The organism is Mesorhizobium sp. W016 (assembly GCF_054719485.1).
This window is the reverse complement of the sequence record NZ_JBTTIF010000002.1, coordinates 4,992,490-5,017,841: the sequence shown is the minus strand read 5'-3', so window position 1 is coordinate 5,017,841 and position 25,352 is coordinate 4,992,490. Positions and strand designations below refer to the sequence as shown.

General features: G+C 64.1%; 12 protein-coding genes. 5 read left to right on the top strand and 7 right to left on the bottom strand.

Going from position 1 to position 25,352, the window contains the following annotated elements:
* Window positions 1–4 precede the first annotated feature (4 nt).
* From ACYG9V_RS24800 to ACYG9V_RS24770, 7 genes are all read right to left on the bottom strand, one after another.
* On the bottom strand, window positions 5–1,045 hold the full coding sequence (locus ACYG9V_RS24800; protein ID WP_023673079.1) for a sulfate/molybdate ABC transporter ATP-binding protein: 1,041 nt from the start codon (window positions 1,043–1,045) through the stop codon (window positions 5–7).
* Between the two features lie 69 nt (window positions 1,046–1,114).
* A complete protein-coding gene (cysW, locus tag ACYG9V_RS24795; RefSeq protein ID WP_023673080.1) occupies window positions 1,115–1,999 on the bottom strand; it encodes a sulfate ABC transporter permease subunit CysW in 885 nt (294 codons plus the stop codon).
* The gene (gene cysT / locus ACYG9V_RS24790) at window positions 1,992–2,843 is read right to left on the bottom strand and encodes a sulfate ABC transporter permease subunit CysT (protein WP_023687973.1); all 852 of its coding nucleotides are present in this window, start codon (window positions 2,841–2,843) and stop codon (window positions 1,992–1,994) included. The genes cysW and cysT overlap by 8 nt, the downstream gene beginning before the upstream one ends.
* Before the next feature lie 18 nt (window positions 2,844–2,861).
* Complete coding sequence (locus tag ACYG9V_RS24785; RefSeq protein ID WP_023673082.1) at window positions 2,862–3,890, bottom strand: sulfate ABC transporter substrate-binding protein; 1,029 nt, start codon at window positions 3,888–3,890, stop codon at window positions 2,862–2,864.
* Between the two features lie 231 nt (window positions 3,891–4,121).
* Entirely contained in the window at window positions 4,122–4,805 is a 684-nt protein-coding gene (locus ACYG9V_RS24780) for a M15 family metallopeptidase (RefSeq protein WP_352463501.1), read from the bottom strand.
* A 253-nt stretch (window positions 4,806–5,058) separates the two neighbouring features.
* The gene (pbpC, locus tag ACYG9V_RS24775; RefSeq protein ID WP_031247064.1) at window positions 5,059–7,164 is read right to left on the bottom strand and encodes a penicillin-binding protein 1C; all 2,106 of its coding nucleotides are present in this window, start codon (window positions 7,162–7,164) and stop codon (window positions 5,059–5,061) included.
* Window positions 7,165–7,247: 83 nt separating this feature from the next.
* Window positions 7,248–12,734 carry an alpha-2-macroglobulin family protein gene (locus ACYG9V_RS24770; RefSeq protein ID WP_352765041.1) on the bottom strand — a complete coding sequence of 1,829 codons (5,487 nt, stop codon included), beginning with the start codon at window positions 12,732–12,734 and terminating at the stop codon, window positions 7,248–7,250.
* Window positions 12,735–13,011: 277 nt separating this feature from the next.
* Here ACYG9V_RS24770 and ACYG9V_RS24765 point away from each other — a divergent pair, with 277 nt between their 5' ends.
* From ACYG9V_RS24765 to ACYG9V_RS24745, 5 genes are all read left to right on the top strand, one after another.
* Window positions 13,012–14,940 (top strand): autotransporter assembly complex protein TamA, encoded by a 1,929-nt coding sequence (locus ACYG9V_RS24765; protein ID WP_031199490.1) that lies wholly within the window; start codon window positions 13,012–13,014, stop codon window positions 14,938–14,940.
* A 2-nt stretch (window positions 14,941–14,942) separates the two neighbouring features.
* The gene (locus ACYG9V_RS24760) at window positions 14,943–20,990 is read left to right on the top strand and encodes a translocation/assembly module TamB domain-containing protein (RefSeq protein WP_352765042.1); all 6,048 of its coding nucleotides are present in this window, start codon (window positions 14,943–14,945) and stop codon (window positions 20,988–20,990) included.
* A 252-nt stretch (window positions 20,991–21,242) separates the two neighbouring features.
* On the top strand, window positions 21,243–22,895 hold the full coding sequence (locus ACYG9V_RS24755) for an ABC transporter substrate-binding protein (protein WP_023668187.1): 1,653 nt from the start codon (window positions 21,243–21,245) through the stop codon (window positions 22,893–22,895).
* 222 nt (window positions 22,896–23,117) lie between these two features.
* Entirely contained in the window at window positions 23,118–24,152 is a 1,035-nt protein-coding gene (locus ACYG9V_RS24750; RefSeq protein ID WP_023668188.1) for an ABC transporter permease, read from the top strand.
* Between the two features lie 13 nt (window positions 24,153–24,165).
* Window positions 24,166–25,323 (top strand): ABC transporter permease, encoded by a 1,158-nt coding sequence (locus ACYG9V_RS24745; protein ID WP_352522042.1) that lies wholly within the window; start codon window positions 24,166–24,168, stop codon window positions 25,321–25,323.
* Window positions 25,324–25,352: the final 29 nt, after the last annotated feature.

Below are 25,352 nucleotides of genomic sequence, written 5' to 3'. Positions count from 1 at the left end.
ATGTCTATGCCGCCGGGAAAAGCTTCCAGCGCCTCGGCCTGAACGCCACCCGGCTCTTCTGCGCCGCAGGATGGTCCACAGGCAGTTCGATCTCGACGCGCTGGCGCTCGCCGCCGATTTCCAGTTCGACGCGTCTTGTGCCGGCGACGCGGCGGCTGGCGGCGACCGTGCCGGCGATGCAGCCGCTGCAGCCGTCGAGCAGTTCGATATCGTGCGGGCGGAAGTACAGCGTCGCATCGCCCTCGGGTGCGTGCGGCGCCGACACGCCGATCGGACGGTCGGCGAGCCAGATCTCGCCATTCTCAACCTTGACCGGCAGCATGCTCGATTCGCCGATGAAGGAGTAGACGAAGGGCGAGTTCGGCGTGTCGTAGATCTCGTCGGCGGAGCCGACCTGCTCGATGCGGCCCTGGCTCATCACCACGACGCGGTCGGCAAGCTCGAGCGCCTCTTCCTGGTCGTGGGTGACGAAGACGGTGGTGTGGCCGGTACGGTCATGGATCTCGCGCAGCCAGCGGCGCAGTTCCCGGCGCACCTGCGCATCGAGCGCGCCGAACGGCTCGTCGAGCAACAGCACCTTGGGCTCGATGGCCATGGCCCGGGCGAGCGCCACGCGCTGGCGCTGGCCACCCGAAAGTTGCGCCGGATAGCGCTTTTCCAGGCCGGAAAGCTGAACGAGATCGAGCAGTTCGGAGGCGCGTCGGCGGATTTCGGCCGCCGGTGGTCGCGACGGTCCATGCCGCACCTTGAGGCCGAAGCCGATATTGTCGGCGACCGTCATGTGCCGGAAGAGCGCATAGTGCTGGAAGACGAAGCCGACATTGCGCTCCTGGATCGAGCGGTGCGAGGCGTCCTCGTCGCCGAAGAAGATCTTTCCGCGCGTCGGCCGCTCCAGGCCGGCGATAAGCCTCAGCAGCGTCGTCTTGCCGGAGCCGGATGGCCCAAGCAGCGCGATCAGCTCACCCGATTTGATGTCAAGCGATACGTCATGGAGGGCCGGAAACCGGTCAAACTCCTTGCGTACGTTGGCAACGCGAACTTCCATCAAATGTCCCTTTTTAGTGGATGCATGTCGTTATCCCAAAACCGCTTCACACTTTTGGGCGACATGCATCTAATGTCCGCGCGTCGCGGCGATCTCGGCGCCGTAGCGCATCTCAAGAAGTGTTTTCAAGACCAGCGTGACCAGCGCCAGGCCGGCAAGCAGCGAAGCGACGGCAAAAGCGCCGACGGCGTTGTACTCGTTGTAGAGGATTTCGACATGCAACGGCATGGTGTTGGTCAGCCCGCGTATGTGGCCCGACACGACCGAGACCGCGCCGAATTCGCCCATCGAGCGGGCGTTGCACAGAAGCACGCCGTAGAGCAATCCCCATTTGACGTTGGGCAGCGTCACGTACCAGAAGGTCTGCCAGCCATTGGCGCCGAGAGAGAGCGCGGCTTCCTCGTCGCCGTTGCCCTGTTCCTGCATCAGCGGGATCAGTTCGCGGGCAACGAAGGGGAAGGTGACGAAGATGGTCGCGAGCACGATGCCGGGCACGGCGAACAAGATCTGGATGCCGTGCGCCTTCAGCCATTCACCGAACAGTCCCTGAGCGCCAAACAAAAGCACATAGACCAGGCCGGAAATGACCGGCGAGACCGAGAAGGGCAGGTCGATCAGCGTGGTCAGAAAAGCCTTGCCCTTGAACTCGAACTTGGCGATCGCCCAGGCAGCCGAAATGCCGAAGACGACGTTAAGCGGCACGGCGATCACCGCCACCAGCAGCGTCAGCCGGATCGCCGAGCGCGTATCGGGATTGGAGAGCGATTCCGTGTAGGCGCCAATGCCTTTCGCCAGCGCCTCGTGGAAGACGATGATCAGCGGCAGCAGCAGGAAGATGGCGAGGAAGGCGAAGCCCACCGCCATCAGCAGCAGCCGCACCGGCCGGCTTTCGGTCACCGCCGCCGACCGGCTCTCGTGATGCGGTTCGTAGGATTTGATCTCGGGGTCAGCCATAGCGCTTGCGACTCCATGACTGCGCCAGGTTGATGACCAGCAGCATCACGAACGACAGCAAAAGCATGATCGCCGCGATCGCGGTGGCCGCCGGATAATTGTACTCCTCGAGCCGGATGACGATCAGAAGCGGTGCGATCTCCGACTTGTAGGGAAGGTTGCCGGCGATGAAGATGACCGAGCCGTATTCGCCGACGCCGCGCGCGAAGGCGAGTGAGAAGCCGGTGATGATGGCCGGCGCCAGGCCGGGAAACAGGATGCGGGTGATGATCTGGAAGCGGTTGGCGCCGAGCGTCGCGGCGGCTTCCTCCACTTCCTTGTCGATCTCCTCCATGATCGGCTGCACCGTGCGCACGACAAACGGCAGGCCGATGAAGACAAGCGCCACGACAATGCCGAGCGGCGTGTAGGCGACCTTGATGCCGAGCGGCGCCAGGAGATGGCCGATCCAGCCATTGGGCGCATAAAGAGTGGTCAGCGCAATGCCCGCGACCGCGGTCGGCAGCGCGAAGGGCAGGTCGACCATGGCGTCGACGACGCGGCGGCCGGGGAAGCGGTAGCGCACCAGCACCCAGGCGACGAGCGTGCCGAAGACGACGTTGACGGCGGCTGCGATGAAGGCTGTGCCGAAGCTGATTTCGAGTGCGTTGATGGTCCGGCGGTCGGTGGCGATCGCCCAGAAATCGGTCCAGCCGAGGGCTGCCGAGCGCCAGATCAGGCCCGACAGGGGGATGAGGATGATGAGCGTGAGGTAGGCAAGCGAGAAGCCGAGCGTCAATCCGAAACCCGGAATGACACTCGGCTGTCTGAATCGCCACCCCGCCTTGGCGGGTGCTATGGTCATGTCGTCCTGATCTAAATCCTACTGGGCCGGCTTGTAGATCTGGTCGAATATACCACCGTCGCCGAAATGATAAGGCTGTGCCTTCTTCCAGCCGCCAAAAAGCGGATCGTCGATGGAGATCAGCTTGATTTCGGGCGTCTTCGGAATGTCAGCCGCATCCACCAGCTCGGGCTTGGCCGGACGATAGTGGTTCTTGGCGATGATCGTCTGGGCTTCCTTGGAATAGAGCCAGCCGAGATAGGCTTCGGCGACCTTGCGGGTGCCCTTGGCATCGACATTGGCGTCGACGATCGCCACCGGCGGCTCGGCCAGGATCGAGGTCGGGGGATAGACGATCTCGAAATTGTCGGCGCCGAATTCATTGAGCGCCAGATAGGCGTCGTTTTCCCAGCCGATCAGTACGTCGCCGATGCCTTTTTGCGCGAAGGTGACCGTCGAGCCGCGCGCACCGGTGTCGAGCACCGGAGCATTGGCGTAGAGCTTGCCGACGAATTCCTTGTTCTTGGCTTCGTCGCCGCCATCATTGGCGTTGGCATAGGCCCAGGCGGCAAGGTAGTTCCAGCGGGCACCGCCGGAGGTCTTGGGGTTCGGCGTGATCACCTGGACGCCGTCCTTGACCAGATCGCTCCAGTCGTGGATGCCCTTCGGGTTGCCCTTGCGGACCAGGAAGATGATGGTCGAGGTGTACGGCGCCGAATTGTTCTCGAACTTCTTGCGCCAGTCCGGGTTGATCTTCTTCGACTTGGTGACGATGGCGTTGATGTCGCCTTCGAGCGCCAGCGTGACCACATCGGCATCGAGGCCGTCGATCACGGCGCGGGCCTGGGCGCCGGAGCCGCCATGCGATTGCTGGATGGTGACCGTCTCGCCGGTCTCGGCCTTCCAGTGTGCGACGAAGGCTTCGTCATAGGCCTTGTAGAGTTCGCGTGTCGGGTCGTAGGACACGTTCAGAATGGTCGTATCGGCAAACGCGAAACCGAGCGTGCCGAACTGGATCGATGTGGCGACCAGTGCGCCGAGCAGTTTCTTGAAATGAGGTTTGGTCATTTCCGCCTCCGTTGATGACGGCTGAACTCTATCGAATTGATAGAAATTAGATGCATTCAACGTTGCATTTTTTGTCCCCCCGAAGGAAATTTTCGCCGATATTGGGTTTCGGAAGGAAATATTTTCCTCATATTGGTCTAAACCCGAATCCGGCCGGTTTGACGCTATCTAGGAGCTGACACCGCAGAAGCAAGGCCGAGCGAGGGAAGGCTCGCTGTAGCACCGGGCACTTCAGCCCGCAGTGATGGGAAAATCGAAGCGCAGTTTTGGAAACGGCTCATCCCGAAGCGTGTAGTGCCACCACTCGCGCGCATAATTCTTGAAGCCGCCGGCGCGCATGGCGTCGAGCAGCTTTTTGCGGTTTGCCGCTGCTTCTGCCGCCAATGGGCGATGGGCGGTTTCGCTCGCCGGGTCGAAACAGTCGAAGCTGGTGCCGAAATCGAGCGTGCCGGCGCCGGCCGCGCCGCAAGCGGCGGATGACTTGTTCTTGCCGTCGCTGCGGGCGATGGCGACATCGACGGTCGAGCCGCGCGAATGGGTGGACAATTCGCCGATATAGCCCTTGGCGATGAGGTCGCCGCGCGGCACCAGAGGGTACCATTGCGGATCGGGCGGGCCGCCCTCTCTGGTCCATTTGCCCATGTCGGCAACGGCGCGGGCCGGGCGGTAGCAGTCGAAGACGACCAGCGTCAGGCCGTCGGCGGCGAGCGCTTTCTGCACGCCGGACAGCGCTTGCGCAGCTTGCTTCGTGAGGATGCAGACTGGGGCGTCGTAGCCATCGGCCTTGCGATGCAGGAAATTTTCCAGGCCGGCATAGCGGATGTCCTGGCGGATCGAGGGATCGACATCGGCCAGGCGGACGAAGCCGGCGGGCAGGGGATCGGCGGCGGCGGGGGAGCAAGTCGAAACGAACATGGATACGGCTAAGGCCAATCCTCGATGCAAGCGCTTCGGCACACCCCCCTCTGGCCTGCCGGCCATCTCCCCCGCAAGGGGGGAGATCAGGTGTCGCTGCGGCTTTCGCCAATTTTCAACGTTGCTGAATGAGCGCGGCGCCGAAGCTGCCAATCTCCCTCCTTGCGGGGGAGATGGCCGGCAGGCCAGAGGGGGGTGCCTCGCGCCGGGTTTCAGGCGAAGAAACCCAATCCCCTTTACCGCTTGGCGCCCTCTATTCAACGAACACCTTCACGCTTGCCGCGCGTCCCACGGCGTCGATGACGGTGAGCGTCGAATAGCCAGCGCCGTCGGGCAGCCAGGTCGCGGTGCGGCGGCGGTCGATGCCGACGAGCGGCTTGCCATTGGCCAGCCAGCGGAACGGCGCGCGGCCGCCTTGCAGTTTCAGCACCAGCGGCGAGGCCTCGGCGGAATTGGTGGCGAGATCGACGCGGGCGCCGTTGGGCGGGAAAATGATCGTTGGCGCCGGTTCCGTCGGGCCTGCCTGCACCAGTCCGTCGGCGCCGGCGCCGAAGCGCGCCAATGTCACCGGCAGGTCTTCGCGCCTGGCCTTGACGACGCCGGCCGGCTGGCTGGGCAACGGGACGGCGGTGAGGCCTGAACGGACGAAGCCCTCGAACAGGATGGGGGCGGCCGAGACATAGCCGGACAGGCCGGGCACCGCACCGGCATCGGCGCGGCCGACCCAAACACCCAGCACGTAGCGGCCGTCGAAGCCGACCGACCAGGCATCGCGATAGCCGTAGGACGTGCCGGTCTTGTAGGCGATGCCGCGCTGCAAGGCGCCCTCGGGCGGCTTTACGCCCGACAATATGTCGGTGATCTGCCAGTTCGCCTGGGCGTCGAGGATGGTGGCGGTGGTGCGCTCGGCATTGGCCGGCTCGGTGCCGTCATGCAGCGTGTTTGCCTTCCCGCCATTGGCGAGGCCGGTATAGAGCTGGACGAGATCGCGCAGCGTTACGCCGACGCCTCCGAGGCCGATGGCGAGGCCCGGCGCCTCGTTGACCGGTAGCACCGGGCTGACGCCGGCCTGGCGGAAGCGCGCCATCAGCCGTGCCGGGCCGACCGAGTCGAGCACGCGGATCGCCGGAACGTTGAGCGACAGCTGCAGCGCCTGGCGGATCGAGACATCCCCCTGATAGCCCATGTCGAAATTCTTTGGCCGGTAGCCGCCGAAATCGACCGGACTGTCCTCGATCAGCATTTCCTGGGCCACCAGCCCCTGCTCGAAGGCGAGGCCATAGATGAACGGCTTCAGCGTCGAACCGGGCGAACGCACGATCTTGGTCATGTCGATCCAGCCGGAGCGGCTGGCGTCGAAGAAATCGGCCGAACCGACTTCGCCGAGGATGTCGCCGGTGCGGGCATCGGCCATCACCATGGCGACGGAGAGGCGCGGCCCAAGCTTGATGGCGGCATCGCGCGCCACCTGCTCCAGTCCTTGCTGGACGCTTTTGCGGATAGTCAGCTGCAGCGGCTTGCCGGGTATGGCCTTGGGCAACATGGCATAGGCGGCGTGCGGCGCCAGCGCCGGCAGTTTGCGGCGCAAGCCCGAGACATCATCGAGCGCTGCGCGCGCGGCCTCGCGCTCGCCAAGCAGGCCAGCCGAAACCATGCGGGTCAGCACGCGGTCACGGGCGGCATGCGCAATGGTGAGATTGCGGTCGGGCCGGCGCTTTTCCGGCAATTGCGGCAGCGCCACCAAGAGGGCTGCTTCCGAAACCGTCAGCCGCTTCGGCTCGTTGCCGAAATAGGCAAGCGAGGCGGCGCGCACGCCTTCGAGATTGCCGCCATAGGGCGCCAAGGTCAGGTAGCGTTCGAGGATCTCCTGCTTAGACAGCCGCCGCTCGATCTGGATGGCACGCAGCATCTGCTTGATCTTCGAGCCGAGGCTGCGGTTTTCGCGTGGCTCGATCAGCCGGGCAAGCTGCATCGACAGGGTCGAGCCGCCGGAGACGATATGGCCGCTGGTGGCGAACTGGCCGGCGGCGCGCGCCAGCGCCAGCACATCGACGCCATCATGGTCCCAGAAGCGCTTGTCTTCATAGGTGACCAGCATGTCGACGAACTGCTTGTCGACCTGGTCGAGATGAGTGTCGAGCCGCCAGTAACCGTCCGGCGTGGCGAAGGCGCGCAACAGCTGGCCGTCGCGGTCCTGGACCTCGGTGGAGACGGTGAGCCTTCCGGGCAGCGGCGGCGGAAAAGCGCGGTCGAGTTCCCAGAGAGAAGCGGCAGCGATCGCCGCAATGCCGACGAGGGAGGCGGCGGCGATGCCTGTTCGACGGAGAAATTTTCTGGAGAGCATGGTGGTGCCCTTCATCCGCCTGCCGGCTCCTTCTCTCCGCATAGCGGGGAGAAGGAGATGGTCGCGGACATCGGCGTGTTCATCTTCGTCAAGGCGCCTTACGGCGCCTTGATCTCCATCATGCCGGTGGCGGTGCGGGCCGAATATTGCGGCCGGTACATGTCCTCCACCGTGGTTGCCGGATGGGCATAGGTGCCCGGCGTTACCGCACGCACGACGTAGGCCAGCATGATGTTGCGGTCGCCATCGCCGTCATTGGGATTGAATGCCGCGACGAAACGGTCGTCGCGGAATTCGAGATGGGCTGCGTCCGTTTGCGCCAGCCAGGTGAAGTTCGACAATTGGGCGCTGGAGACAAGGCCCGGATTGTCGATCTCGAAGCCGGCCGGCAACAGGTCGGTGATCAGCAGGCGCGAAGGCCAGCGGTTCTGCTCGTAAACCTTGAGCACGACCACGTAGCGTTCGTTCTGCGTCGCCTCGGTGACGTTGGCTTCGGTGCCATCGAGCTTGTAGTAGGTGCGGTCGATGGTGAAGCCGTCGCCGCCGGCCGGCAAGGGCTCTACCGGCGAGGCGACCGTGGTGACGACCGCCTGCAGCGGCGTGGCGCCGGTGTTGGCGATGGTCAGCGGGCTGTCGGCAATGTCGGTGCCGCTGAGGTGGTTGGAATATCCACCTGCATGCGGCGCGCCGTTGACCGACAGCGTGATCGAGTCGTTGCCCGACTTCAGCGCGCGGGCCGCCAGAAGCATCCAGGACTCGTCCTGCGTGCTGGTCCAGCGGGCATCGGCGCGTTCCCTTGCCACCAGCCGGATCAGCTCCGGCACGATGGTCGGCACCGGCTTCGATTCGGCGGCGAGCGCCAGGATCGCGGCGCCATCACGCAGCCGCGAGCCATAGTCGGACCGGTAGTAGTCGTATTCGGTGGTCGACTTGGCCAGCTGCAGCGCCGTCTGGAAGGTTGCTTCCGAACGCTGCGCGTCGCCGTAGAGCGCCAGGCTCGCCGCCAACTGGGCGACGGCCATCGGGCTCGAGAAGGCTTCGAGCTTGGTGTCGGCGTAGTAGCGCAGATCGCCGACCGAGGCCTTCTTGTTGCGGGCCAGAACATAGAGCGCGTAGGCGATTTCGCTGCCGCGATCCTGGACGTCCTGGTCGTAACCGACCGAGTTTTGCAGATTGCTCAGCGCCTGGCTCATCGCCAGCGCCGGCACGTCGTAGTTCTGCTCGCGCGCCCGGGTCAGGAAGTCGGTGACGTAAGAGTCAAGCCACAGGTCGCCGGAGCCCGGACCCCACAGGCCGAAGCTGCCGGCCGAAGCCTGGTAGCTCAGCACCTTGTAGATGGCGGCCTGCACGCGGCCGTGCAGTTCGGGATCGCTTTGCATGCCAACGCCGGACGCCAGATCGTTGACGTAGAGAAGCGGCATGGCGCGGCTGGTGGTCTGCTCGGCGCAACCATAGGGGTAGCGGTCGAGCGTCATCAGCAGTGACGGCACGTCGAAGGCGGCAGCCTGCGAAACGCCGACGCTGATCGAGGCGCCGTCGAGCAGGCTTGCCGCGAGCAGCTCCTTGTCGACGCGCAGAGAGCCGCCATTACCCTTGAGGTCGACGACCAGACGGGTGGTGACCGGCAATTGCGCCGGACGCACCGGGACATACAGCGTCTGCTCGACGGAGGTGCCGTCGCCATGGGCGAGCTTGATGGTGATCGAGGCATTACCCGCCGTCTGTGCAACCAGCGGCACGGTCAGCGTCTGGCGCTTGCCCTTGGCGAGAGTCAGCTTTTCGGGCAACGGCTTGTCGCCGGTCGAGAGGTCGCCGGTCGTGGCGATCGACAGGGCATAGTCGCCCTCCGGACCGTCGGTGTCGGCGACGTCGAGCCGCATGATCGCTGCATCTCCAGGCGCCAGGAAGCGGGGCAGGCCGGCGGTGATCACCACCGGATCGCGCACGATGACATCGGTCGTGGCATGGCCAACGGCCTCCTTGGTCCAGGCGACGGCCATGACGCGCACGGTGCCGTTGAACTGCGGGATGTCGAAGTCGATCCTTGCCTTGCCGTCGGCGTCGAGCTGGACCGGGCCGGAGAAGAAGGCGACCAGCTTTTCGGTCGGCGGACTGCCTTGCGGCTGCATGGAGGCGCCGTCGCCGCCGGTCCTGAGCTTGCCGGTGGTGCCGAGCGAGCCGTCGATGAGACGGCCATAGATGTCGCGGACTTCAAGCCCGAGCATGCGCTGGCCGAAATACCAGCCCTCCGGATCCGGCGCCTTGTAGTTGGTGAGGTTCAAAATGCCGACATCGACGGCAGCGACCGTGACATAGGCATTGCTGCCCGGTGCTACGCCGGCGACCGAAACCGGGATCGACAGCTGCTGGCGCGGCATCGTCTTGTCCGGCGGCGTCAGGGTGACGGCGAGCTTTTTCGAACCTGGGTCGACCGTCAGCCATTTTACGCCGATGGCGCGCGCCGGCATGCGGGTTTCCTGCGCATCGCCGGGCCGGAACAGGGTTGCGGTGATGTAGGCGCCGGCGCCCCAGTTGTCACCGACCGGGATGTCGACCGTGCTGCCGCCGGCCGGCACGGTTGCCGTGACGGTCTTGAGCAGCTTGTCGGCGCCGATGGTAACCAGCAGTTCGCCGGCAAAATGCGGCGACACTTTCAGCTTGGCCACGTCGCCGGCGGCATAGCTGTCCTTGTCGAGAGCGATCTCGAGCCCATCAGGCGTTTCGGTGGAGGTCGAGGAGACATACCAGCCGGCGTCGAACTCATAGCTGGTCGCCGGGCCCTCGGGATCGGCAGTCTCGATCTCGAGCCGGTACTGGCCCCAGTCGACCGGCATCGTCACGGTCGCCTCGGCATCGGCGCTGAGATCGACCTGGCCGTTGGCGATCGACTTGGTGAAGGTGACCGGTTCGTAGTTCCACGAGTTGTTGTTGCGATACCACTGGTAATTGCGTTCGACCTTGACCAGCGACCACTGCGCGCCCTTCAGCGTCTCGCGCTTGCCGTCGGGATCGACCGCGATGAGGCTGAATTTGGCGGTGCCGCCCTGCGGCACCTCATTGTCGGCGAAATCCGGACGAATGCCGATCATGTGGCCTTGCGGGCGGATGCCGATGTTGATCGAGCGCTCGATGGCGCGGCCGCCGGTTTCGCGCATGCGAACCGTGACCTTGGCGTCGACCAGCTTGGTGGTCGCGGGCAATTGGTCGACCGTGACCGGGAAGGTCGCCTTGCCGTCGTCGCCGACCACCGGCAGACCGGTGAACGGGGTGACCGAAGGCTCGGCCGACTGCTCGTCGGCAAGGCCGAACGAATAGCCGGCGAAACGGTCCCAGTCGCGCGCCGTCGACAGCGTCAGCTCGCCTTCGAGCGCGAGGCCGGCGGCCGGCGCGCCATAGAGGAAGCGGCCGTCAATGTCGATGTTGGCGGTTTCGCCCTGGGCGATCTCCTGCTTGTCGGACTTCATATCGAACTCGATGCGATCCGGCACGAAGTCTTCGACCAGGAACATCTGGCTGGAAACGGCCGCCTGCTTGGGATCGGTATAGATCGACACCATCCAGGTGCCGCGCATGGCGTTGGCTTCCAGCGGCAGGTCGACGGCATAGCCGCCGGCCGAGACGCCATCGGCAACGATGCGGCGGTTCTCGACGCCGTCGGGACGGGTGAAGATGAAGGTCAGCGGCAGGTTTTCCACCGCTTTGGAGGCGCCGTCGCGGGCAAGGGCTGCGACATGCACATCCTCGCCGGCGCGGTAGATGCCGCGTTCGGTCCAGGCATAGACATCGAGCGCGCCCGGTGCGGCGCGTCCGGCGACGCCGCGATCGGACAGATCGAAGCCAGCGCGGCCCATGTCGAGGAAGACGAAATCGTTGTCGCCCTGCTTGGCCATCAGAACGGCCGGCACCATGCCGCCGTCGCCGCGCGTCAGGCCGGGGTTGAAGACAGCATGGCCTTCGGCGTCCGACGTGGCTGTGCCGAGGATTTCATTGTTCCTGGCCAGCAGCGTCAGTTCGGCGCCGGCGATCGGCTTGGCGGTTCCGAGCGAGCGGGCAAAGACATTGAGGCCATCCTGGCCGGTATAGGTCGACAGGCCGATGTCCGAGACGACGAACCACTGCGTGGCAAGCGAATTGTAATTGTCCTCGTCATTTTCATTTACCGCTTGCGCGGTCAGCACGTAGACGCCGGGCTTGCGCTGCGGCAAGGCTTCGTCGACCGGGAACGAAGTCGTGACGTCGTTGTTGAGGTCGTTGGCGATATCGAGCTGCCCCTGCCAGACCGGCTCACCCATCTGGTCGGAAATGCTGGAGATATCATAGCCGTCGAGCTGCTTCAGGAACTGATAGCCGGACAGAAGCTGCGCGAGCGAACGATCGCCGATGCGGTAGAGCTTCATCTGCGCGGCGTTCATGTTGACGGTGACGACCGGGATGCCGCGGCGGGCGCCGGCGGGCAGCACGAAGCTGTCGCCGGTGAAACGGGCGGACGGCGCGCGGTCCTGCACATAGATCGACAGCACGACCGGAGCGGCGGTGACCTCGCCAATTGCGGCCGGCAGGCCGGCGCGGAAGGTCACTTCGTAATGCTGGCCGTGTTCCAGGCCTTCGACGCAGATCTGCTTGTCCTTGGCCTCGACGCCCTTGGGCGGCTGGTTGTCGACGGTGACGAACTGGGCGTAGTCGACGCCGGTCTTCACCAGCTCCTCGGAAAACTGCGCGCAAATGCGCGGCGCGCTGGTGTCGGCGTCGATCGAGTGATCGATGACGCGGAAGCCCTTGCGGGCCTTGAGATCCTCATATTCGGCCTTGACCGCCGGCGAACTGACCAGCGCGAGGCTGGCTTCATAGGCCTGCAGGGCTGGACGGTAGAGATCGCGGCGGTCGAGGCCGTTGCCGAGCAGCGCCAGCACTTCGGCGCGGGTCTTGGTGGTGCGCAGCAACTTGTAGGCGTTGATGGCGGCGGAGGTGCCTTTGACCGGCAGATTGTAGGATTCGGAGGTGCCGCTGGCCGGCTGTATGGCAAGCGTTTCACGCGCCAGACCGAGCCAAAGCTGGCCGTCGTCAGGCAGGACCGAGACCGCGGCCTCGTATTTGTTCATGGCTTGGCCATGGTCGCCGGTCAGTGCAGCCTGTTCGGCGGCGGCGCGGAGTGATTCCAGCCCGTCGGTCGGCTTGTCATAGGCCGGATCGGTCAGCTTGTTGCGGTATTGCTGGGCCTGGTCGGCCATCCAGTTGGGGAAGAAGGCGAGTTCCGGCGGGGCGCCGATATCGGGGTCGCCATCGACATTGACGACCTTGCCCGCGACCGCGCCGCTGAAGGGTTTCAACTGGTTATAGTCGGATTTTAGGAAGCACCATTTGGCCTTGTTGTTGTAAGTAAAGGCGCGGCAGGCGGGGTCGCCGAGGCATGTCGTCTTGCACTGATCGAGGCTGACATTCTGGTCCGATCTGAGATCGAACCCGAAATAGTCGGAATTATTTGAGGTCACCACCCGGCGGGCTTCGGCCGCTTGCGCTACAGACCCCCAGGCGAAAATGAGAAGAATCAAGATCGACAGACCACGAGCCGCCGCGCGCATCGCCATAACACCCTCCAGACACTGCTACGTCCGCGGCATGTTCAAGCTTCAGTCAAGCTTGTCAACACGAGGACGGGCAGGTTTCCGCCCGCCAACGGTTCCCAAACCGGCCAATGACCGGTATGCCGATAGTTCATCCACGGGAAAGGGATCACGCATTCTTGCGAAAACGCAGAAGGTGTGAATTCCAAGCCCTGCCTATTTCAGACAATTGGATTGTGGCCCCTTTACGAGCGCTTCAAAACTTCATTCCAATTTTAGTTTTGTAACCTAGGTTGTCCTGATGCCGGCGTATGAAGCGCAGATGTCGAAGGTAAGTGCGCCACGGCGCACGCTTTCGCGTGCGCTGATTGTGGCGTTGGCGTGCTCGAGCGTGCTCGTTGCCGAATCAGGGTCGGCAGCCGCCTTCGAGCTCTTCGGCATCAAATTGTGGGGCTCTTCGAATGACGAGGACGCCGATATCGTCGACCCGCTGCGCTATGCGGTGACCATCGAAGCGCCCGATGCCGACAAGGACCTGATCAAGAAGCTCGAAAACGCCTCGTCGCTGAAATCCGACGAGGACCGCCCGGTTTCCGGCTCGCTCGGCCTTTTGGCAAAGGCGCGTAGCGACCGCGAACAGCTGGTCGCCGCGCTTTATGCCGACGCCCGCTATGAAGGCGTCGTCACCATCACCATCCAGGGCAAGGCGCTCGACGATTTGCCGCCCGATGCCGAATTCACTGGTCCGCAGCCGATCCCGGTGGTGGTCAGCATCGCCAGCGGGCCCAAATTCACACTCGGCAATATCAGGCTGGAGGGCGATGCCGCCGGGCTGGCGAGCGCCGATTTCGGCCTGATAGCCGGCGGCGATGCCGGCTCGGGCGCCGTGCTCAAGGCCGAGGCGCTGATCGTGCGGGCGCTGAAGCAGGAGGGCCGGCCGCTGGCCCGGATCACCGACCGGCAGGTCGTGGCCGAGCACACCACCTCGACGCTCGACGTGACGCTGACGGTGGCCGCCGGGCCGGTTGCCGGCTATGGCGACACCACCGTCGATGGCACCGAGAAGGTCGATCGCGAGTTCACCGAATATATGACCGGGCTGAAACGCGGCCGGCAATATTCGCCCGACGAGATCGACGATGCCCGCGACCGGCTGCTGAGGCTCGAAGTGTTCAACAGCGTGACGCTGAAGGAAGCCGACAGTCTTGACCCCGACGGCAACATTCCGATCGGCGTTCAGGTCAGCGAGCGCAAACCACGCTATTTCGGCGTCGGCGGCACTTTCTCCAACACCGAAGGGCTAGGCCTGGAAGGCTATTGGGGCCACCGAAATCTGTTCGGCCGGGCCGAAAAGCTGCGCATCGAGGGCAAGATCAGCGGCATCGGCAGCAACGATCTCAGCGAGCTCAACTACAATGCCGGCATCATGTTCGAGAAGCCGGGGGTGGTCGGGCCGGCCTCGAAATTCATCGCCAGCGTCAAGACCGTACTCGAACATCCCGACGCCTACGACCATTTTTCGGTCAAGGGCAGCACCGGCCTGTCCTATGAGATCGACAAGAAGCAGACGGTTTCGGCTGAAATCGCGCTCGACTACTCCAGGATCACCGACGCTTTCGGCAAGCACAAATACCTGATCGCCAGCATTCCGCTGCAATATGTCTACGACAACAGGGACAACCGGCTCAACCCGACCAGCGGCTTCAGGGTTCTGGCCTATGCCGAACCGAGTTACGACATTCTGAGCGGCGCCGCCTTCCTCAAGCTCAGGGGCGAGGGGTCGGCCTATCAGTCGCTCGACACGGCCTCGAAATTCGTGCTTGCCGAACGCGTCGCGCTGGGTTCGATCGTCGGCACCGGCCTTCAGAACGTTCCAGCCGACAGGCGCTTCTATTCCGGCGGTGGCGGCTCGGTGCGGGGCTATGCCTATCAGGGCATCGGACCGAAGGACATCGACAATCAGCCGATCGGCGGGCTTTCCTTCTTCGAAACATCGGTCGAAATGCGCATTGCTCTGACCGACACGATCGGCATCGTGCCGTTCGTCGACGCCGGCACTGTCTCGACCACAGCGACGCCGGACTTTTCAGACGTGAAGGTCGGCGCGGGCGTTGGCCTGCGCTACATCACGCCGTTCGGGCCGCTGCGCATCGACGCCGCCGTGCCGCTCAACCGCGACCGTGGCGACCCGCGTTTCGGCATCTATGCCGGGATCGGACAGGCGTTCTGACGATGAAGATTTTGAAACGCATCCTTCGCCTGTTTTTCTACACGCTGCTGATCGTGGCGGCGGCGGGCATCGGCGCGTTGGTCGTGCTGACCAAGACCGAGCGCGGCCGCGAAAATCTCGCCGGCATCATCTCTGACATGGCCTCGTCAGGGGACAGCAAAGTCACGGTCAGCGGCATTAACGGTATCTGGTCCGGCGCGCTGACGGTCGACCATGTCGTGCTGGAAGACCGCGAGGGCGCCTGGCTGGTGGCCCGCAAGGTGGCCGTCGACTGGTCGCCGCTGGCGCTGTTGTCGAAGAATTTCAGCGCCGACCGCATAGCGGCCGAACGGATAGAACTGGCACGGCTGCCTATGGCGAGCACCGAGCCGAGCAAGAGCGGGTCGACCGGCCTGCCGGTTTCGCTTGATATCAGAGCGATCGATTTGCCGGAGATCGCGCTCGGCCAGCAACTTGCCGGCAGCGGCATTGCCGAACTTGCGGCCAAGGGATCGGCCAAGGTCGATGCGTCGCCGCTGGCGATCCAGACGGTGCTCAACGTTACCCGCCATGACGGCAAGCAAGGCAATGTCGACGCCAACATCCACTTCGCGCCGGATGAAAACAAGCTCGACCTCGATCTCAAGGCTTCCGAGCCGGCCGGCGGCATCATCGCCAACCTGCTCAAGCTACCCGGCGCGCCGCCGGTCAACATCGTCGTCTCGGGCACCGGGCCGCTGGCCAACTGGAGCGGCATCGGCACCTTCATGGTCGACGGTCAGATCGTTACCCAGCTCACCGGCCGGCACCAGCTCACCGACAAGGGCAACCGGATCGAGGCCAAGGGCGACGGTTCGTTCGAAGGCTTCCTGCCGGAACGGTTCAAGTCGCTGTTTGCCGGCAAGACCAGCTTCGACCTAGCCGGCACCGCGACCGCGACCGGCGGCGTCGACATCGAGCGCGCTGCGATCGAGAGCGACGCAGTTCATGGTACCGCTGCCGGCATGGTCGACCCCAAGGGCGCCAGCGACCTTTCGGTCGAACTCGTGGCCAAAGCCAAGCCGGTCACGGTCAATGTCGGTACCCAGGCGCAGCCGATCATGGTGGCCATCAACAATGTGACCGCGCGCGCCTTCGGTGACGGCAAGGCGCCGATGATTGACGCCAGCGCTTCACTGGTGTCGGTGGTGGCGGGCGGCTCTCAGGTGAACAATCTGGATGCGAAGATCCATTCCGACGGTTTCGACATCGAGAGCCGCAGCGGCCCGGTCAGTGTAAGTCTGGCGGCCGCCGGGCTGAAGACCGACGTGGCGACGCTGGCGCCGCTGATCACCGGCAAGCTGACGGCCTCTCTTGCCGGTTCGATCAGCAGGGACGAGATTTCCCTCGACGAAGGCACGCTGCGCAGCGATGCTCTCAATGCCGGGCTGACGGCCAAGGTGACGCTGGCCGATCTCGCCATGACGCTGAAGATGAATGCCGATGCTGTGTCGACGGCGCTGCCGCCGCAGATCAGTTCGCTGCTTGGCGAACGGGTCAAATTCTCGGCGACCGCGACGCGCGATCCGCAGGGCTCTTTCGCCGCCAACTCGATCGAACTCACTTCCGGTTCGCTGAGCGCCAGCGGCACCGCCAGCGCGCAAGGCAGCGATATCCAGGCCGACATCAAGGGCAAGCTCGGCGACGTCTCGGTGCTGTCTTCGCTGGTCGGCGTGCCGGTCGCCGGCGGGGTCGATTTCGCGCTGACGGCAAGCGGCGCGCGCAACGCACCGGATTTCTCGGTTTCGGCCGACAGTGCCAGCCTGACGGCCTCCGGCCGCACGGTCAAGGACATCAAGCTGACCGCATCGGGCAAGGCCGACATTGTGAGCCCGGCCGCAGATATCTCGCTGACCGGCGCGGTCGACGAACAGCCGCTCGCCATCAAGGCGGCGCTGGTGACGAGCGATGGCAAGCGCTCCATCAAGGGGCTCAGCGTAGCGCTGGGCGACAACAAGGTGTCGGGCGACCTCACGCTCGATGAGAAATTCCTGCCGCTGGGGACGCTGACGATCTCCGCGCCCGATATCGCGCCGCTGGCGTCGCTGGCCGGGCAGACGGCGGCCGGCGATATCGGCGGCACCGTGGTGTTCGCCAAAGACGGCGAGGCTCCCACTGTCACCATCAATGCAGCCAGCGTGTCGATCGCGCGCGGTGATGTGGCAGCCAAGGCAGTCACCGTCAGCGCACTGATCGCCAACTATCTCAACAGCCCTGCGATGTCCGGCACGATCAAGGCCGAGAGCGTGACCTCGGGAACGACCGTCGTCAGTGGCATCGGCGTCGACCTCAAGCGTGACGGCGACTGGACGAATTTCACCGGCGGAGCAACCATATCAGGCATTCCGGCGACAGCTGCCGGGCGGGCGAAGATTGCTGGCGGCGCGACCAGCGTCGAGATCGCGTCCGGCGAGGCGACGGTGCGCGGCATCAAGGTGGCGATCGCCGAGCCGTCGAGCCTGACCATTGCCGATGGCATAACCAACATTCAAAGGCTGGTAGTCGATCTCGGCGGCGGCTCGGTGACGCTGTCGGGCACGGCGGGCCAGACGCTCGATCTGGCGGCGACCTTCTCGGCGCTGCCGGCTGCGCTTGCCAATGGCTTTTCGCCCCGCCTCGATGCCGCGGGCACGCTCGACGGCACGGCGCAAATCACCGGGCCATCAGCAAATCCCGACATTCGCTTTAATGCAAAACTGGCCGGCGCCGAGACCAGCCAGACCCGTCAGGCCGGGCTCGGACCGCTCGATGTCGATGCGGCCGGCAGCTATTCGACGGCCGGCGGCGTCGTGCTGGATCAGGCGACGCTGTCGGGCCAAAAAATCTCCGGCAAGGCCGCCGGCACCGTCAACCCGAACGGCGCCAGCGATTTCGCGCTCGATCTGACATCGTCCGGTCCGAGCCTGCCGTTGACGCTGGGCAGCGCGGAAAGCCCGATCAAGCTCGAATTGCAGGCGCTGTCGGTGAAGGCGGCCGGGCAGGCTGCGCAAGCCAAGCTCGACATCTCGGCGGTACTGCCTTCGGTGGCGACGGATGACGCCAAGGTCGAGGGCATTGCGCTTGCGCTGCATTCCGATGCATTTGATCTGAGAAGCCGCACCGGTCCGATCTCGGGCACGGTGACGGCGGACAAGATCGGTCTGGACAATCCGACCATCGCACCGCTGATCGCCGGCAAAGTCACCGCCAAGGTCGCGGGCAGCCTGGCGGCCGATGCGATCACCATCGACAGCGGCTCGGTGCAGGGCGATGCGCTGGGCAGCGCCTTCAATGGCCGTGTCGGCTTTGCCGATGGAGCAATCGACCTCAACCTCAACGCCGACGTGCTGTCGGCGGCGTTGCCGGCGGCGGCGCGCAGCGTGCTGGCAGAGCGCACGCAGCTCAGCGCCACGCTGAAGCGGGATGCCAATGGCAATGTCAGCGCCAATCCGGTCACGCTGGCGTCGGGCGCACTGACCGCGGACGGTCAGGCCAGCCTCGCCGACAACAAGCTTAGCGCAAATATCAAGGGTGCACTGGCCGACATCTCGCTGTTGTCGAAAGATGCCAAAGGCGCGATCAGCTTTGCACTCAACGCGCAGGGGCCCAGCCTGGCCCCGGATCTGTCGCTGACGGTCAGCAGCGACCGGCTTCTCGTGGCGGAACGCGAAATCACCGGGTTGAAGCTGACCGCCACCGGCAAGGCCGATGCCGCCAATCCGGCGGCCAATGTGCAACTGACCGGCAATGTTGCTGGGCAGGCGCTGCAAGGCAGCGCGGTGCTGGCGACGGCGGACGGCAAGAGCGCCATCAACGGCCTGCTGCTGTCGCTCGGCAAGAACAAGATTTCCGGCGACCTTGCGCTCGACGAGGCTTTCGTGCCGGTCGGCACCATCGCGCTCGACCTGCCGGATATCGGGCCCCTGGCGGCGCTGGTGCTGGAAAAGGCCGAAGGCGACGTGCGCGGCACCATCGCCTTCTCAAAGACCGCGGATGGCCCGAACGTCGCCGTCAAGGCTGCGACCGCTTCGATTACGCGCGGCGACCTGCAGGCGAAGACGGTGTCGATCGATGCGCTGGTCGCCAACTATCTCGCCGCGCCGGTCATCTCGGGCAAAATTCGCGCCGACAGCGTCATTTCCGGCGGCACCGCCATCAGCGGCATCGATGTCGATTTGAAGCGCGACGGCGACTGGACCGGGTTTTCCGGCGGCGCCACCGTCAAGGGCATTCCGGCGAAGGCTGCGGGCAGGATAAAGGTGGCTGGCGGCACCACCACCATCGAACTCGCTTCCGGCCAGGCCACGGTGCAGGGCATCAAGGCGGCCATCGCCCAGGCCTCGACCGTCAGCATCGCCAACGGCACAACGACGCTGGACAAGCTGGTGCTCAATCTCGGTGGCGGCACGGCGACGGTGACCGGCAAGGTCGGGCAGGCACTCGACATCAGTGCCGCGCTGTCGAAGGTGCCGGCTTCGCTGGCCAACAGTTTTTCGCCGGGCCTCCAGGCCGCCGGTTCGATTTCAGGGACTGTGAAGGTGACGGGCGCGTTGGGCAATCCGGCTGTCGCCTTCGATATCGATGCCGGCGGGGTGCAGACCTCGCAGACGCGCAGCGCCGGTCTTGGCGGCATGAATATCTCTTCGTCGGGAACATTTGCCGGCAAGAAGCTCACCTTCAACGCCGACATCAGCGACGGCGCCGGGCTTGGCCTCAAGGGCGGCGGTACGGTGACGACGGCCGGCACACCAGCGCTGGTGCTCGACTTCAACGGCAAGGTGCCATTTTCCTTCCTGGCCGCCAAGCTTGCGGCGCAAGGGCTGTCGCTCAGCGGCACCGCCAACGTCAATATCCAGATGCGCGGCCCGGCGGCGTCGCCGGTGATCGGCGGCACGGTCAGCACGTCGGGCGCCCGCCTGGTCGACGCGCGTTCCGGCCTTGCCGTCAACGACATTGCCGCCGACATTTCGATCGGCAACGGCGTTGCCCGGATCAACCGGCTGACCGGCACGCTGTCGACACGCGGCAGCCTGTCGGCCTCCGGCACCCTCGGCATCAATCCGGCGCAAGGTTTCCCAGCCGATTTGTCGATCAAGCTGGTTGACGGCCGCTATACCGACGGCAGGGTGGTGACAGCCAATCTCGGCGGCGACCTGACCATCAAGGGGCCGCTCACCTCGGCGCCGGTGATTTCGGGCAGCGTCAACCTGGCCAAGACCGTCATCACCGTTCCCGATAAGCTGCCGGGCTCGCTGGCAGCGCTCGGTGTCAAGCACAAGAACGCGCCCGCCTCCGTGCGGGCGCAGGACAAGGCCTTGCGACCGGCGGCGGCCAGCGGGGGTGGCGGCAGTGGACTTGTCCTCGACGTCACCGTCAATGCGCCGAACCAGATCTTCATCCAGGGCAGGGGTGTCGATGCCGAGTTCGGCGGTTCGCTGAGGCTGACCGGCCCGGCGGCTTCGCCGCAGGCGGTCGGCACCTTCACCTTGCAGCGTGGGCGGCTGTCGATTCTCGGCAAACGGCTGACCTTTACCGAAGGCACGGTCGGCTTTTCGGGCTCGCTGGTGCCCTACCTCAACTTGACCGCGACATCGACCACGACCAGCGCCACCGTCACCATCGTCGTGTCGGGCGAAGCGACCAACCCGAAATTCGACTTCTCATCGGTGCCGGCGCTGCCCGAGGACGAGGTGCTGGCGCAGCTGATTTTCGGCCGCTCTATGTCGAACCTGTCGCCGCTTCAGATCGCGCAGTTGGCCGAGGCCGCCGGCCAACTGGCCGGCGTCGGCGGCTCGACCTCGCTGCTCGAAAACCTGCGCAGTGCAATCGGCGTCGATGACCTGGATGTGACCACCGATGACCAGGGCGGCACCGCCGTGTCAGCGGGCAAGTACCTCAATGACCGCACCTATGTGACGATCCAGAAAGGCGACAGGCCAGGATCGGGCAAGGCGACGATCGACCTCAATGTGGGACGCGGCGTCAAGCTGCGTGGCGAGGCTAACGATGGCGGCGAGGCCAAGGGCGGCATATTCTACGAAAAGGAATATTGAATTCCTGGCCCTTACCGCCGCCGGAACTGGCGCTGTCTCAACCCGCCCAAATGTATCAGTTACTCGCCTAAGCAGATTTCGGCGGAATCTGGGCGCGCTAGCACTTTTGCGCCAAGTCTGTCGTTATCACGCGAACCGCTCCCTTTTCAAAGTTGCACATTCCCTAACAGGTTCCGTAGCCATGCCGTCTTTGACATCACGGCAGGGATGCGGAATGTTAAAAGGCGGAAAGCCAACAATGGGAGTTAAGGTATGACAAATTACAAGAGTAATGGCGATCGCGTTCCCGATCACATCCTGGCCATGGCCGAAGAAGCCAAGGCAGGCAAAGTCGATCGCCGCGAGTTCCTCGCCATGGCGAGCGTGTTCGGCGCGTCGACTGCGATGGCCTACGGCATGCTCGGCGTAGCCGTGCCGACCCAAGCCAGGGCCGAAGAGGTGCAGGGCAAGAAGGGCGGCATCCTTAAAGTCGCGCAATGGGTCAAGGATCCCAAGGATCCGCGCAAGGCCGACTGGTCGGAAATCGCCAATGCCGAGCGTCAGGCGCTTGAGCCGCTGGTCAAGTACACCAGCGAATACACGTTCCGCCCGTACCTTCTGGAGAGCTGGGAGGTCAACGACGACGCCACCGAGTACACGCTGCATGTGCGCAAGGGTGTGACCTGGTCGAATGGCGATGCCTTCACCGCCGATGACGTCATCTTCAATCTCAAGCGCTGGGCCGACAAGAAGGCCGAGGGCAATTCCATGCCTGGCCGTCTCGGCACGCTGGTCAAGGACGACAAGCTCGACGAAAGCGCCGTGACCAAGGTTGACGACCACACCGTCAAGCTGAAGCTCGGCAAGGCTGATATCGCGCTCATTCCGAACATGTGCGACTATCCCGGCCTCATCGTCCACAAGAGCTTCGACGAGAAGGGCGGCGACTTCAAAGCCTGCCCGATCGGTACCGGCCCGTTCGAGCTCGTCTCCTACGATGTCGGCCAGAAGGTGGTCTACAAGCGCCGCGAGGACAACAAGTGGTGGGACGGCGAGGTGTTCCTCGACGGCATCGAATTCGTCGACTACGGCACCGATCCGGCAGCCATGGTCAGTGCCTTCGAGGCCGGCGAAGTCCATACCAATTTCGAGACCTCGGCCGACTATGTGTCGATCCTCGACGGACTGGACCTGGTCAAGTCCGAAATCGTCACCGCGTCGACCATCGTGTGCCGCACCAACATCAACAACAAGCCTTACGGCGACCAGAAGGTACGCAACGCGCTGCAACTCGCGGTCGACAACAATGTCGTCCTGCAGCTTGGCTACGGAAATGCCGGCACGGTGGCTGAAAACCACCATGTCTGCCAAATCCACCCGGAATATTACGAGCTGCCCAAAGTCGCTCGCGATCCGGCCAAGGCCAAGGCGCTGATGGCGGAAGCCGGCCAGGCCGACTTCGAGCATGAGCTGATCACGGTCGACGAAGACTGGCACAAGAATACCGGCGACGCCATCGCCGCGCAGATGCGCGACGCCGGCCTCAAGGTAAAGCGCACGGTGCTGCCGGGCTCGACGTTCTGGAACGACTGGACCAAGTATCCGCTGTCGATGACCAACTGGAACATGCGCCCGCTCGGCGTCCAGGTTCTGGCGATCGGCTACCGCACCGGCGAGGCGTGGAACGAGTCGGCCTATTCCAACCCCGAATGGGATGCCAAGCTCAATGCAGCATTGGCCGTTGCCGATGCGGCCAAGCGCAAGGAGATGATGAAAGACATCGAGCAGATCCTGCAGGATTCCGGCATCATGATCCAGCCATACTGGCGCAAGCTCTACAGCCACTCGGTCAAGGCGGTGCAGAATTACAAGATGCATCCGACCTTCGAGCGCGACTACGGCAAGGTCTGGCTCGACCAGGCGTGATCGGAAGTCAGGGAAGGGGCGCTTCGCTCCTTCCCGTCACGCCTCGCATGGCCCAGAACCGGAAGCCGCCGCAGCAAAAAGTTGCGGACTCTCCTGAAAGACCGTTCAATAAAACTGGGTTGATTGCATCCGAGTGCCGATTTGACGGCCAACTCTGCCGGCAACGGCAAAGCTGGTTTTTCGAACTGGCTCCAACCCCAACCAGACCGGCAGGGGACCGCCATGCTTTCTTTCGTAATCCGGCGTCTCGGCACCATGGCATTGACGATGCTGTGCCTGACGATGATCGTCTTCTTCCTGATCAACCTCGAGCCGAATTTGAAGAAGCTGGCGATCAGCCAGACCGAAATGCACACATCGGCCGAACAGCTCGAAAGCTGGCTGGTCAACCATGGCTACCGGCAGAACTTCTTCGTGCGCTACGGGCAATGGCTGGGCGTCGTCCCGAAGCAACCGGTGACCGATCCGGCGACCGGCAAGCCGACGCAGCGTTTCTCCTTCTGCAACGATCCGCTGGAGCCGAAATTCTCCGGCATCCTGGAAGGTGATTTCGGCTGCTCGACGAAGTTCAAAACCTCCGTTGCGTCAAAGCTCTTCCCCGCACTCGCCGCCACCGGCATTCTGATGCTCTGTGTGCTGTTGGTGATGGTGCCAATTTCGCTGCTGATTGGCATCCTGGCCGGCATGCGCGAGGGCTCGCGAACGGACCGAACGCTGTCCGTCGCATCGATCGCGTCGACCGCGACGCCCGAATATGTGTCCGGCGTCATCTTCACCGTCATCTTCGCCTCCTGGCTCGGCTGGCTGAACGGTTCGGCCGCCTCGGCAAGCCAGGGCATCACCTTCTACAATTTCACCCTGCCGGTGATGACGCTGGCGATCTACGGCATCGGCTACATCGCCCGCATGACACGCGCCTCGATGGTCGAGGTGATGACGCAGCAATATATCCGCACCGCCCGGCTGAAAGGGCTTTCCTTCGGCAGCGTCGTCGTCAAGCACGCGCTGCGCAATGCGCTGATTGCGCCGTTCACCGTAATCATGCTGCAATTTCCCTGGCTGCTTACCGGCGTCGTCATCGTCGAGGTGATGTTCCGCTACCAGGGCTTTGGCTACACGCTGGTCGAGGCCGCCGGCAACAACGACATCGATCTGCTGCTTGGCTGTTCACTGGTCTCGGTGTTCATCGTGCTGATCACGCAGCTCATCTCGGATGTCGGCTACGCGTTCCTCAATCCGCGTATCAGAGTTCAATAGGGGGCTGGGGCAGATGCAGGTCGAATATATCGGTGCCTTCAATGTCGTGCTCGGCGTGATTGGGCGTTTCTGGCCGGTCTGGTTAGGGCTTGCCCTGGTGATGGGGGCGAGCTTCACCTACAAGAAAAGGCTAGGCCTCTACGGCCAGCTGTTCGATAGCGGCGTCGGCATTGTCGGTGTCGGCATCTGCCTGTTCTGGCTGTTCACTGCAATCTTCGCGTCGACCGTCGCGCCCTTCGATCCGCTCGCCCAGGTCCCGATCATGAAGGATGCGCTGCCGGGCGCGCTCGAGCCGGTATCGAAACTCATCTACTATTTCGGCGGCGACAAGCTCGCCCGCGATGTCTTTTCGCGCATGGTCTATGGCAGCCAGATCGTGCTGATCATCGCACCGGCTGCGACCGGTTTCGCGCTGATGGTCGGCATTACGCTCGGTCTGCCCGCCGGCTACTATGGCGGCCGGATCGACACTGTGCTGTCCTTCCTGGCCAATCTGGTGCTGGCCTTCCCGGTGATCCTGCTGTTTTACCTGCTGGTGACGCCGGGCATCATGGATACGCCGATCCCCTACGCCATGGCCGGGCTGTTCTTCCTGTTCCCGATCATCTTCTTTTCGGTGCTGTTCTGGACCCGCTACAAGAACCGGCCGGACCGCCTCTATATATTGCTCGGGCTGACGCTGGTCATCGGCGGCTGGGTCTATGCCGGCCTGGTGTTCGACGCCGATCCGTTCAAGATCATCCACATCGATCCCAACCAGCTCAACATCTTCGTGGCGGTGGTGTTCGCCTCCAGCCCCGGCGTGTTCCGCATCGTGCGCGGCCTGGTGATGGACATCAAGACGCGCGACTATGTGGCGGCGGCGCAGACGCGCGGTGAATCGCCCTGGTACATCATGCTGTGGGAGATCCTGCCCAATGCGCGCGGACCGCTGATCGTCGATGCCTGCCTGCGCATCGGCTACACCACGATCCTGCTCGGCACGCTCGGCTATTTCGGGCTGGGCCTGGCGCCGGAGAGCCCGGATTGGGGCACCGCGATCAAGGACGCCAGCCGCCTGCTGCGCTCGTTCATCCACCCGGCGCTGCCGCCGACAATCGCGCTGATGTCGTTCGTGCTGGGCTTGAACCTGCTTGCCGACTCGCTGCGCGAACAATCGATGAAAGACTGATCTGCGGGTTTCGGCCCCGCGAGCATAAA

What these genes read in the sequence shown, in the direction of transcription:
- ACYG9V_RS24780 (WP_352463501.1), bottom strand. Translation starts at nt 4,805, where the DNA reads ATGTTCGTTTCGACTTGCTCCCCCGCCGCCGCCGATCCCCTGCCCGCC.
- ACYG9V_RS24745 (WP_352522042.1), top strand. Translation starts at nt 24,166, where the DNA reads ATGCAGGTCGAATATATCGGTGCCTTCAATGTCGTGCTCGGCGTGATT.
- cysT (WP_023687973.1), bottom strand. Translation starts at nt 2,843, where the DNA reads ATGACCATAGCACCCGCCAAGGCGGGGTGGCGATTCAGACAGCCGAGT.
- ACYG9V_RS24785 (WP_023673082.1), bottom strand. Translation starts at nt 3,890, where the DNA reads ATGACCAAACCTCATTTCAAGAAACTGCTCGGCGCACTGGTCGCCACA.
- ACYG9V_RS24800 (WP_023673079.1), bottom strand. Translation starts at nt 1,045, where the DNA reads ATGGAAGTTCGCGTTGCCAACGTACGCAAGGAGTTTGACCGGTTTCCG.
- ACYG9V_RS24760 (WP_352765042.1), top strand. Translation starts at nt 14,943, where the DNA reads ATGAAGATTTTGAAACGCATCCTTCGCCTGTTTTTCTACACGCTGCTG.
- ACYG9V_RS24755 (WP_023668187.1), top strand. Translation starts at nt 21,243, where the DNA reads ATGACAAATTACAAGAGTAATGGCGATCGCGTTCCCGATCACATCCTG.
- ACYG9V_RS24765 (WP_031199490.1), top strand. Translation starts at nt 13,012, where the DNA reads ATGCCGGCGTATGAAGCGCAGATGTCGAAGGTAAGTGCGCCACGGCGC.
- pbpC (WP_031247064.1), bottom strand. Translation starts at nt 7,164, where the DNA reads ATGAAGGGCACCACCATGCTCTCCAGAAAATTTCTCCGTCGAACAGGC.
- ACYG9V_RS24750 (WP_023668188.1), top strand. Translation starts at nt 23,118, where the DNA reads ATGCTTTCTTTCGTAATCCGGCGTCTCGGCACCATGGCATTGACGATG.
- cysW (WP_023673080.1), bottom strand. Translation starts at nt 1,999, where the DNA reads ATGGCTGACCCCGAGATCAAATCCTACGAACCGCATCACGAGAGCCGG.
- ACYG9V_RS24770 (WP_352765041.1), bottom strand. Translation starts at nt 12,734, where the DNA reads ATGGCGATGCGCGCGGCGGCTCGTGGTCTGTCGATCTTGATTCTTCTC.